The sequence below is a fragment of the Streptomyces sp. NPDC051664 genome (assembly GCF_044453545.1).
In the GTDB taxonomy this organism is placed as follows: domain Bacteria; phylum Actinomycetota; class Actinomycetes; order Streptomycetales; family Streptomycetaceae; genus Streptomyces.
In genome coordinates this window covers 408,435-419,758 of record NZ_JBITCU010000003.1, presented here as the reverse complement: position 1 = coordinate 419,758, position 11,324 = coordinate 408,435, and the positions used below count along the sequence as shown (strand labels likewise).

Annotated in this window: 9 protein-coding genes; 6 read left to right on the top strand and 3 right to left on the bottom strand. The window is 70.5% G+C overall.

Features of this window, described 5'->3' with window-relative positions; genetic code table 11:
• Positions 1–36: 36 nt before the first annotated feature.
• Together ACIA8E_RS08200 and ACIA8E_RS08195 are read left to right on the top strand one after the other, a co-directional pair.
• Positions 37–1,314: a cytochrome P450 gene (locus ACIA8E_RS08200; protein WP_399295749.1), complete on the top strand. Its 1,278-nt coding sequence runs from the start codon at positions 37–39 to the stop codon at positions 1,312–1,314.
• Positions 1,315–1,464: 150 nt separating this feature from the next.
• Positions 1,465–2,439, top strand: a complete 975-nt coding sequence (locus tag ACIA8E_RS08195) for an AEC family transporter (RefSeq protein ID WP_399295747.1) — start codon at positions 1,465–1,467, stop codon at positions 2,437–2,439.
• Positions 2,440–2,595: 156 nt separating this feature from the next.
• Here the strand turns inward: ACIA8E_RS08195 and ACIA8E_RS08190 are convergent, their stop codons facing one another.
• Positions 2,596–4,575, bottom strand: coding sequence for a bifunctional glycosyltransferase 87/phosphatase PAP2 family protein (locus ACIA8E_RS08190; protein WP_399296035.1), 1,980 nt, complete (start codon positions 4,573–4,575; stop codon positions 2,596–2,598).
• A 417-nt stretch (positions 4,576–4,992) separates the two neighbouring features.
• Here ACIA8E_RS08190 and ACIA8E_RS08185 point away from each other — a divergent pair, with 417 nt between their 5' ends.
• Positions 4,993–5,469, top strand: coding sequence for a GNAT family N-acetyltransferase (locus ACIA8E_RS08185; protein WP_399295745.1), 477 nt, complete (start codon positions 4,993–4,995; stop codon positions 5,467–5,469).
• A 63-nt stretch (positions 5,470–5,532) separates the two neighbouring features.
• On the opposite strand, the gene ACIA8E_RS08180 is transcribed toward ACIA8E_RS08185, so the two are convergent.
• On the bottom strand, positions 5,533–7,575 hold the full coding sequence (locus ACIA8E_RS08180; RefSeq protein ID WP_399295743.1) for an MFS transporter: 2,043 nt from the start codon (positions 7,573–7,575) through the stop codon (positions 5,533–5,535).
• A 121-nt stretch (positions 7,576–7,696) separates the two neighbouring features.
• On the opposite strand from ACIA8E_RS08180, the gene ACIA8E_RS08175 reads away from it, so the two are divergent.
• Positions 7,697–8,719 carry a peptidoglycan-binding protein gene (locus ACIA8E_RS08175; protein ID WP_399295741.1) on the top strand — a complete coding sequence of 341 codons (1,023 nt, stop codon included), beginning with the start codon at positions 7,697–7,699 and terminating at the stop codon, positions 8,717–8,719.
• A gap of 174 nt (positions 8,720–8,893) precedes the next feature.
• On the top strand, positions 8,894–9,559 hold the full coding sequence (locus ACIA8E_RS08170; protein WP_399295739.1) for an HAD-IA family hydrolase: 666 nt from the start codon (positions 8,894–8,896) through the stop codon (positions 9,557–9,559).
• A 51-nt stretch (positions 9,560–9,610) separates the two neighbouring features.
• Here ACIA8E_RS08170 and ACIA8E_RS08165 read toward each other — a convergent pair whose 3' ends face one another.
• Complete coding sequence (locus ACIA8E_RS08165; protein WP_399295737.1) at positions 9,611–10,345, bottom strand: ABC transporter permease; 735 nt, start codon at positions 10,343–10,345, stop codon at positions 9,611–9,613.
• Positions 10,346–10,564: 219 nt separating this feature from the next.
• Between ACIA8E_RS08165 and ACIA8E_RS08160 the strand changes: the two genes are divergently transcribed.
• Positions 10,565–11,209, top strand: coding sequence for an HNH endonuclease family protein (locus tag ACIA8E_RS08160; protein WP_399295735.1), 645 nt, complete (start codon positions 10,565–10,567; stop codon positions 11,207–11,209).
• Positions 11,210–11,324 lie beyond the last annotated feature (115 nt).

Sequence of the window (11,324 nt, the reverse complement as noted above, 5' to 3'; positions counted from 1 at the left end):
GGCTCGGGCGGCCCTCGGACCGACCTGGAGTTGCCGATGCCCTGCCCTCATCTGCCCGAAGGGTTCGACTTCACCGATCCCGACCTGCTCCAATCCCGCATCCCGCACCCGGAGTTCGTCCGGATGCGGGAGACCGCCCCGGTCTGGTGGTGCACCCAGCCGGCCGGTATCTCCGGATTCGACGACGAGGGCTACTGGGTGGTCACCCGGCATGCGGACGTCAAGTACGTCTCCACCCACCCTGAACTGTTCTCGTCCTACACCAACACGGCAGTCATCCGCTTCAACGAGTCGATCAGCCGCGACCAGATCGAGGTCCAGAAGCTGATCATGCTGAATATGGACCCGCCCGAGCACACCCGGGTCCGCCAGATCGTCCAGCGCGGCTTCACACCCCGTGCGATCCGGTCCCTGGAGCAGGCGCTGCGCAGCCGCGCCCGCTCGATCGTCGAGACGGCACTCGCCACCGCCGACGACGACGGCTCCTTCGACTTCGTCACCAACATCGCCGTCGAACTGCCGCTTCAAGCCATCGCCGAGCTCATCGGCGTACCGCAGGAGGACCGGTCGAAGATCTTCGACTGGTCCAACAAGATGGCCGCGTACGACGATCCCGAGTACGCGATCACCGAAGAGGTCGGCACCGAGGCGGCCATGGAGATCGTCTCGTACGCGATGAACCTGGCGGTGGAGCGCAAGGAGTGCCCGGCCAAGGACATCGTCTCCCAGCTGGTCGCCGCGGAGGGCGAAGGCAACCTCTCCTCCGACGAGTTCGGCTTCTTCGTGATCCTCCTCGCCGTCGCCGGCAACGAGACCACTCGTAACGCCATCAGCCACGGCATGCACGCCTTCCTGACCCACCCCGACGAATGGGAGCTGTACAAGCGCGAGCGCCCGGGGACGACCGCCGAGGAGATCGTGCGCTGGGCCACCCCAGTGGTCTCCTTCCAGCGGACCGCCACCCAGGACGTCGACCTGGGCGGGCAGCAGATCAAGAAGGGGGACAGGGTCGGGCTGTTCTACTCCTCCGCCAACAACGACCCCGAGGTCTTCGAGAACCCGGAGGCCTTCTCCATCTCCCGGGACCCCAACCCCCATCTCGGCTTCGGTGGCGGCGGACCGCACTTCTGTCTCGGCAAGTCCCTCGCCGTCATGGAGATCAACCTGATCTTCAACGCGATCGCGGACGTGCTGCCGGACCTGCGGCTGGTCGGCGACCCGCGGCGGCTGCGCTCCGCCTGGCTCAACGGGATCAAGCAACTACAGGTCAGCACGGCCGGCGCGGCGGACAAGGCCGGTACGCCCACCGGCTGACCGCTTCGCGGATTCGGGCGGCGGGGGCCTTCCCCCCTACGCCCCGGCCCCCGCCGCCCGTCCGCGCCCCGCGACCTGTCCGCAGCCGCTGCCCATCCCCCGGCCTGCCCGCACCCCCCGCTCCCGGAGGCGCAGCGGCGTACGAGGATCATGGCGTCCATGCACGCCCTGCTCTCCGGCTTCGCCCCCATCTGGATGCTCACCGGCATCGGTTACGTGGTCGGCCGCAGCGGCCTCCTCGGAGAACAGGCGGAAGCCGTGCTCGGCCGGTTCGTCTTCCACGTGGCCATGCCCGCAGCTCTGTTCATCATGGTCTCCGGCGCACGGCTGGACGCCTTCGTGAACTCGTCGATGGTGGCCTTCGCCACGGGCACGGCGCTCGTCTCCGCCCTCGGCTTCGTCCTGGCCCGGCGCCTCTTCGGCCGCAAGACCGCCGACCAGGCGATCAGCAGCATGGCGTCCGGCTACGTGAACTCCGCGAATCTCGGCATCCCGGTGGCGGTTCAGGTGCTGGGCGACGCGTCGTTCGTCGCACAGATCATCCTGTTCCAGGTGCTGCTGGTCTCCCCCGTGATCCTGACACTGCTGGACACGGGGACGGGGGCCGGCCCCGGAAAGGGCGTCACCTTCCGGCGGATGCTGACCATGCCGGTCCGCAACCCGATCATCATGGCCTCGATGTTCGGCGTCGCCGTCTCCGCGATCGGGCTGCGACTGCCGACCGCCCTCACGCACTCCTGCGATCTGCTCGGCGCGGCAGCGGTGCCCACGGCCCTGATCACCCTCGGCCTGTCGTTGAACGGACGCCCGGCGGCGGCCGGCGCACCATCAGAGGGGGTGGCGGATTCCGGGGAGCGTGCGGAGGTGGGAGTCGCCGTCGTGCTGAAGACGCTGGTCCAGCCACTGATCGCATTCCTCGTCGGCGGCCCGCTGCTGCGGCTGCCGGACCATCAGTTGCTGGCCGTGGTGGTGTGCTCCGCGCTGCCGACGGACCAGAACGCCTTCATCTACGCCCGCCAGTACGGTCTGGACACCAGGCTCGCCCGCAACTCCGTCGTCGCATCCACGGTCGCTTCCATGGCCACCTTGTCGTTCGCCGCCTGGGCGCTCGGGCCGTCCCACTGACCGCCCCTTGGGCTGTTCGAGTGAGCGGTGAGCTGTTCGAGTGGCGGGCCGCCCGGGGCAGGCGGATGCTTGGTAAGCGGCGATCCACGCCGAAGGGGTGCCGGACGACACAGGTCGTTCCGGCACCCCTTCGGCACGCGTGCAGCCGGTCGCCACTCAGGTCTTGCTGCTCACCGTCTCGCCGGTCGCCTCCGCGGCAGCGGCGCGATGGGGCGGTTTCCGTTCCGCCCCGGCTGCCCGGTCCGCCACCGGCTGCAGCTTCCGCGGTCCCGCGAGCACGTGGGTGAGCACGAAGCCGAGCCCGATGACCAACGCCCCGCCCACCGCGTCGAGCACCCAGTGGTTGGCGGTGGCGACGATCGCCGAGACGGTGAACAGCGGGTGCAGCAGTCCGAGCGCCTTCATCCACAGCTTCGGGGCCAGCATCACGATCATGACGCCGCACCAGAGCGACCAGCCGAAATGCAGCGAGGGCATTGCCGCGTACTGGTTGGTCATCGAGGTGAGCGTCCCGTAGTCCGGCTTCGCGAAGTCCTGGACACCATGGACCGTGTCGATGAAGCCGAGCCCCGGCATCAGCCGCGGCGGCGCCAGCGGGTACAGCCAGAAGCCGAGCAGCGCGACCAGGGTGGCGAAGCCGAGGGTGGAGCGGGCCCAGCGGTAGTCCGCGGGGCGTCGTACGTACAGCACACCGAGGATGGCCAGCGGCACGATGAAGTGGAACGTCGAGTAGTAGTAGTCGAAGAAGCTCTTCAGCCAGCCGATGTGGACGACCGCGTGGTTGGCCCAGTGCTCGATGTCGATGTGCATCCACTTCTCGAGCGAGTGGATCTGCCGGCCGTGCGCTTCGGCGGTGCCTCGACCGGCCGTCGCCGCCAGCCTGACGTGCGCATACCCCGAGTAGACGACCCGGATCAGCAGGAGTTCGAGCAGCAGGTTGGGACGGCTGAGCACCCGTCGCCAGAACGGCAGCAGCGGTACGCGGCTCCAACGGGCCGGAACCGGGACGGCGTAGTCCGTGGCGATCGGCCGCTGCCAGTACGGCGAGGTACGCGGCAGGAACGGCGCGGCGCAGGCGGCGCCCAGCGCAGCGAGGAGCAGCACGTTGTCCCGCACCGGGAAGGCGACCGGGGTGTTCGGCAGAAGTATCTTCCCGGGCAGCGTGATCACGAGCACCACGATGGCCGGCCACACCAGCCGGTCGGCGGCCCGCTCGCCGGCCCGGCCGACCACGGCAAGGAGCACCCACAGCAGCTGGTGCTGCCAGGCGGTCGGCGAGACGGCGACGGCGACGGCGACACAGCCGGTCACGGCGACGGCGAGGAGCAACTGGCCGTCGTTCGCGTACCGCACGGCTCGCCGCAGCCCGACATAGCAGACAGCGGCGGCCAGCAGCAGGAACAGCCCGACCTCGAGCGGGCCCGCCAGGCCGAAGCGGAGCAGCGCGCCGTGCAGGGACTGGTTGGCGAGGTGGTCCGCGCTGTCGCCGAGTCCGGCGCCCGCGACATGGTGCACCCAGTACGACCAGGAGTCGTGCGGCATCACGGCCCAGGCCAGCGCGGTGCAGGCGGCGAATGCGGTGCCACCGGTCACTGCCGCCCGGCGGCGGCCTGTCAGCCACAGCAGGACGGCGAAGAGCAGCACGGTCGGCTGGAGCGCTGCCGCGACCCCGATCAGTACGCCGGACGCGCGTTCTCCCCGGGCCACGAAACAGCCGAGGAGCACCAGCAGGACCGGCAGGATGCTGGTCTGGCCGAGGTGGAGGGCGTTACGGACCGGCAGGGACAGCATCAGCAGGCTGATCGCGACGGGGGCGGCCAGCAGGGCGGTGCGACGGGAGACGGGCCCCGGCAGGGCGCGGGCCGCGACGAGGCCGAGTGCGGCGACGAGCAGCAATGAACCGAAGGTCCAGGCGACGCCGAGGTTCTGTTCGGCCGTCCGGGCCAGCGGCTTCAGTACCAGCCCGGCAAAGGGGGTGCCGGTGAACCGGTCGCTGTCGTAGAGCGATCCCGTCACATGCAGGACACCGTTCTCACCGATCCATGTCTCCAGATCGGTGAGCCGTTCGCCGGGCGGCTGCCGCAGCACCACCGCCATCTGCCGTCCCGCCAGCAAGGCGACAACCAGCCAGAGCACAGCCCGGGCTGCCCCGGTCCTCGCCCCCGTCGCCGCGTTTCCGCGCACGCTGTGCTCCGCATTCGCCACGCTGCGCCGACCCTCCCACCGTGCATCCGCCGTCCTCGTCCCAGGACGTGCTGTGAAACCTTCGCATTGCGCCATGAGGTAGACACAATCAACCCCCTCTTCGCCTGGCTGTCACCCCGCTTTCGTCCGAAAGAATGCTCGGATCGCCGATCGGCCCCGGCCGGAACCGGACCCCCCGCCCGTAGGTCCGTCCCCCTGATCGACGGACGCACGGTCACGAACAGCTGTGCGCAGGGTGAAGCGCGGTACGGAGATCCGGTATCGCCCGATCCGCGGGGCCATCCGTGTCGGCCGGACCGCCGGTCAAACCGTTTGGCTTCCGATCATGCACAAGTCACAATCGCGCCCATGAACTGGACTGTTGCCCCGGACCGCTTCGACTCCCCCGACTCCACCGCGCTGCGCCGGGACTACTACGACGAGGTCGCCAGCCGGTACTGGGGGCGGCCCGCGACCGCCCGGGAGATCGACGAGGGGCTCGCCGACGACGGTGTCGACCGGCTCATCCCGCCGACCGGTGAGTTCATCGTCGGCAGGTTCGCCGGGAAGCCGGCGGCCTGCGCCGGGCTGCTCCTGATCGACGCGGACGTGGCGGAACTGACCCGGGTGTTCGTACGCCCGGAGTTCCGCGGCACGGGCGGCGGCGGGCTGCTGCTGACGGCCGTCGAGAGCGCGGCGCGTGCGTTCGGCGTTCGGCGGATCCAGCTGGACACGCGCAACGACCTGGTGGAGGCACGCGGGCTGTACGCCAAGCACGGTTACCGGGAGGTGCCCGCGTTCCACCGGCGGCAGTACGCGGAGCACTGGTTCGCCAAGGAGTTGTAGGCCGGGCGAGGCCGCCCCGGATCGGGCGGCGTCTGTCGGGCCGCGGGGATCGGTCCGCCCGGCTCAGGCCGCGTGGTCCCGTTTCGGCTCCGGACCGTGCGGCTGCTCCTCCCTCGATCCGCACGTCTCGGCGGTCAGCTCCGCCAGGAGTTTGCGCAGGTCGCTCGGCCGTTCCGGCCCCCACCAGTCGCCCAACAGCTCGGCCAGCGACTCCTCGCGGGCCTGCGCGAGCTTCATCACGACCTCCGAGCCCTTGTCGGTGAGCACCAGCTGCACCCCTTCACGCCGGGCCAGACCTCGCTCCTCGAGCTGCCGCGCCGCGTCGCTGATCACGCGCAGCGGCACCGGGACGGTGTCGGCGAGCAGCCCGGGTTCGACGGTGCCGTGCCGTTTGATGCGCAGCAGCATCCAGCTCGCCGCGGGCAGCAGGTCGTACCCCGCACGCTCGGTGATCTTCACATAGGCATCGCGTCGCCCGTCGCGGGTCGCGAGCACCGACAGGGCCCGCGCGCATTCGTCGTACGAGGAGCGCTCGACCGGGTTGGACGCCAGGGTCTCGGTGCTGTCGGGGGCCGTCACCGAGCCACGCAGCTTGTCCTCCTTGAGGAACCAGGCGAAGAAGAAGGCGACCAGGACGACGGGGGCGGCGTACAGGAAGACATCGGTGATCGAGGTCGAGAACGCATGGAGCACAGGGGGTCGCAGTGCGGGCGGCAGTTGGGCGATGGCGCGCGGGTCGGCGGCCACCCGGCCGGCGTCGACGCCGGGTGGCAGGGTGATGCCGGAGAGCGCCGCGCCGAGTTTGTCCGTGAGCCGGTTGGTGAAGATCGTGCCGAAGATGGCGACACCGAACGAGGCGCCGATGGAGCGGAAGAACGTCGCCCCGGAGGTGGCGACGCCCAGGTCCTCGTAGGTGACGGCGTTCTGCACGACCAGCACGAGGACCTGCATCACCAGACCGAGCCCGGCACCGAAGACGAAGAAGTAGGCGCTCATCTGCCCGGTGCTGCTGGACTCCGTGAGCCGGTGCAGGAGCATCAGGCCGATCGCGGTGATGCCGGTGCCCAGGATCGGAAAGACCTTCCAGCGGCCCGTACGGCTGACGATCTGGCCGGAGACGGTCGATGTGACGAGCAGGCCGACGACCATCGGCAGCAGGTGCACACCGGACATGGTCGGCGTGATGTTGTGCACGACCTGCAGGAACGTCGGCAGATAGGTCATCGCACCGAACATCGCGAAGCCGATGACGAAGCTGATGACGGCGACGAGGCTGAACGTGCGGATCCGGAACAGCTTCAGCGGCAGTACGGGTTCGGCGGCGCGCCGCTCGACGTACACGAAAGCGATCAGCAGCAGCACGCTGAGAACGGCGAGCCCGATGATCTGTGCCGAGCCCCAGGCCCACGTGGTTCCGCCCAGTGAGGCGACCAGGACCAGACAGGTGGCCACGGCGGCGATGAGGAAGGTGCCCAGGTAGTCGATGGTGTGCTTGGCCACGCGGACCGGGATGTGCAGCACGGCGGCGATGACGAGCAGCGCGACGACGCCGATCGGCAGGTTGATGTAGAAGACCCAGCGCCAGCTGAGGTGCTCGGTGAAGAGGCCGCCGAGCAGCGGTCCGAGGACGCTCGTCATGCCGAAGACGGCACCGAACAGGCCCTGGTACTTGCCGCGTTCGCGCGGGGCGACGATGTCGCCGACGATCGCCATCGAGAGCACCATCAGCCCGCCGCCGCCGAGGCCCTGGAGAGCGCGGAAGCCGATCAGCTGAGGCATGTTCTGGGCCATGCCGCAGAGTGCGGAGCCGACGAGGAAGATGACGATGGCGATCTGGAAGAGCTTCTTGCGCCCGTACTGGTCACCGAGCTTGCCCCAGAGCGGGGTCGCGGCGGTCGACGCGAGCAGATAGGCGGTTACCACCCACGACAGGTGGTCCAGGCCGCCGAGATCGCTGACGATGGTCGGCAGCGCGGTGGAGACGATGGTCTGATCGAGTGCGGCGAGCAGCATGCCGAGGAGCAGGGCGCCGATGGCGACGAGGACGGTCCGCTGGGAGCGGGCTTCGCCGGGGGCCAGGGCCGGGGGGCTCAGCTGGTTGGCCATAAAACTCTCCTCGGGTCCGCTACATCCCCATCCTGGCCGCAGTGGACCGTTATGGCCTGTTGGGGCGTGATCGCGGCGGGCTGCATAATCGCAGGCAGTTCAAGGGGAGGGGACCCACAAAATGACCGGACAGGTATGCCCGGAGTGCGGTACGGACGACAGATCGGCGGAGAGACCGGACGGGACACCGGACGGGAGACCCTCCGCCGGTCCCGGCTGCGGATGCGCGGAGCGGGCGGCGCGACGGGCCGCCGCGCAGGCGGAGACAGCGGCGGCGGAGGACTTCGATCCGCTGCGGATCAGGCCGTACGTGACGCTGGAGGGCAACGGGACGGCGGCCGACGCGATGGCGGCCGACTCCCCGTCGGGGAACGACGCGGCCACGACGATGCCGCTGTTCCTCGACCTGGAGGCGATGACGGGTCCACCGCCCGCACTGCCGGAGAGCGCCGGACCGCGGGAGCCCCGCTACGAGACCAGGGACGCCACTGACACCACGGACACCGTGGGCCGGGTGGATCCGGTGCAGCCACGTCGCCGCCGCCCGTTCGCGGCGGTCGCCGTGGGCGCGGCCGTGGTCACGGTGGTGGGCACCGCGGCGTTCGTCGGCGGACTGTTCAGCGGGGACGGCAAGGGGGGCGCCGAGCGCGAGCAGGCCCTGCCGAGCACCGTGGTGTCGGCCGCCCTCGATGCCTCCGCCTCACCCGATGCGTCGGCATCGGCGTCCGCATCCCCGTCCGCCTCACCTTCGGCCTCCGCGTCACCGTCCGCATCCGCATCCGCCTCGCCGTCGGCGAGCGCCTCGCCCTCCCCGTCCGCCACCTCGTCGCATCCGGCCGCACCGTCGGCCCCGGCCTCCGCCGAGGAGCCCGCCGGGACGTCGTCGGCCCCGACGATCGCGAAACCGCACGGTCGCACGCTGCAGCGCGGCGATCACGGCCCCGCGGTGGCCGAGCTGCAACGGCGACTGCAGGAGGTATGGCTGTACCGGGGGCGCGACGACGGCGACTACACGGACCAGGTCGAGCACGCGGTAACCGTCTATCAGTCGTACAAGTCCGTCGAGGGCGATCCGGCCGGCGTCTACGGTCCGAACACCCGGCGTGCGCTGGAGGCGGAGACGACGGGCCACGGCCGGTCCTGACGGAAGGGGTCCGCCTCGGAGGGGATTCGCTTTCCCGGGCAGGTTTTTGTATCGTGATGGAACAAAGTAGCCCTCGCCCGCACTCCCTGACCGGCGGGCGGGGCTGCTTGTTCTCTTCGCCTGCTTGCTCGCGTCACCCCGCGTTGCCCTCTTTCCCCCGCCTGGAGACCGCCGATGCCGGCCACCGTCCTCACCGCACGCGCCCTCCTGCTCGACATGGACGGCACCCTCGTGAACTCCGACGCCGTGGTGGAGCGCTGCTGGCGGCGTTGGGCGCTGCGGGAGGGCCTGGACCCGGAGGCCGCGCTCAAGGTGGTCCACGGGCGCCAGGGATACGCCACGATGGCGGTACTCCTCCCCCACCGCCCGATGGAGCAGAACTACGCGGACAACCGCGTGATGCTCGCCGAGGAGACCGCCGACACCGACGGAGTGGTCCCGATCGGCGGCGCCCCCGCCTTCATGGACGCGATCGCCGCGCTCCCGCACGCCCTGGTGACCTCGGCGGACGAGGCGCTGGCCCGGGCCCGGATGACGGCAGCCGGACTGCGGATGCCGAGCATCCGCGTCACGGCGGAATGCGTCGGCGCCAGCAAGCCCGACCCCGAGGGCTTCCTCAAGGGAGCGGCCGAACTGGGCTTCGCCCCGGCGGACTGCACCGTCTTCGAGGACTCGGAGGCCGGCATCGCGGCGGGCCGGGCGGCCGGCATGCGCGTCGTGGGCGTCGGCCCGCGCGCCGCGGCGCTGGCGCCGGACGCACACGTCGAGGATCTGACGCAGATCCGCGTGGAGGCGTCGGCCGACGGCTCGATCCACCTGCACATCAGCGCCCCCCAGTAGCGTCCGGCCGATCGGCCGAGGACATCCGGCCCCTGGCCCCTCCCCGGGGGCTCAGTCCCGGTACATCCGTCCGCGCGCCACGAGTTCGAGGACCGTCGCGACGGCCACCGCCTGTACGGCCATCAGCGCGACCAGCACGAACAGCTGCACGGCCCCCGCGTGAACCGGTGAGGCGCCGCCCAGCAGCATGCCCACGAACGCCCCGGGCAGCGTGACGAGCCCCACCGTCCGTGTCTGGTCCAACCCCGGCAGCAGCGCCTCCGACGCCGCGGGCCGGGCGATCTCCATCCGCGCATCACGGTCGAGCAGCCCGAGCGCCATCCCCGCCTCCACCTCCCCGCGCCGCATGGTCAGTTCGTCCAGGGCGCGCCGCCCGCCGAGCACGGTCGCGGTGAGCGCACCTCCGATGAGGATGCCCGTGACCGGGATCAGCGCGAGGCCGCGGACCGGCAGGAGTCCGGTGAGCAGCAGGACGGCAACCACCGGCGCGACCCCCGCGGCGATCGGCAGGGCCGCCCACCACCAGGTGCGGTTCGCGGTGATCCGGCGCCCGGCGGTCCGTACCGCGACCGCGTACATCAGCGCCACGAAGCCGAGCAGTGCCGGCAACGAGCGGACCACCCAGCCGATGAGCACGGAGACGGCGGCGAGTTGGACCGCGGCCCGCAGTCCGGCCAGGACGATCTCGCGCGAGCGGCCGAGCGAGGCCACGGCGGCGGCGACGGCGGCCGCCGCGAGCAGCAGGGCGAGGACGACGCCGAGCGTGATGTTGACCGGAAGCAGCACGCGGCCACCCTAAAGGGCTGCCCCACTCCGGCATCCGGTACGAATCGGCCTTCCGCAGCATCGAACTGTCGGTGCGGCAGCCCTGTCACACCCCTTGATGTGACGTGCACATGTCGCCACTCTGTTACCTGGCGCCCATCCCACAGAAACCTGGCGCCGCCACGATGGCCGGGCCCACAGGTCGCCCGCCCAAGGTCCCCCCACATCAAGGGAGTTCGCATGTCAGGTATCTACGCGCGTCGCATCGGCGTCGTCGTCGCATCCGCCGCACTTGCCGCAACCAGCGGACTGCTCACCGCGCCCACCGCCCAGGCCGCCATGCCCACGCCGGTCGCCGCGTCCACCGCCCGTACCTACCTGAGCCAGCTGACCGTCTCGGCGGAAGGCTCGTCGACCGGCTACAGCCGCGACCTGTTCCCGCACTGGATAACCCAGTCGGGCGCCTGCGACACCCGTGAGGTCGTCCTGAAGCGGGACGGCACGAACGTGACGCAGAACTCCAGCTGCACGGCCGTCAGCGGCAGTTGGTACTCGGAGTACGACGGTGCCAGCTGGACCGCCGCTTCCGATCTGGACATCGACCACATGGTCCCGCTCGCCGAGGCCTGGCGCTCGGGCGCCAGCAGCTGGACCACCGCACAACGCCAGTCCTTCGCCAACGACCTGACGCGCCCGCAGCTCATCGCGGTCACGGACAACGTCAACCAGTCCAAGGGCGACCAGGATCCAGCGGAGTGGCTGCCGTCGCGCACCGCTTACCGCTGCACCTACGCGCGCGCCTGGGTGCACGTGAAGCACTACTACAACCTGACCGTCGACTCGGCGGAGAAGAGCGCGCTCCAGTCCGTTCTCAACGGCTGCTGACCGGAACCGCTCACCCCTCCCCCGCCGTTCCGTACGGTACGGAGCCCACTCGCACGCGACGGGCTTCGTCCGTACGTGCACGGGCCCCGTCCGTACGGAACGACGCGAGGAGGAC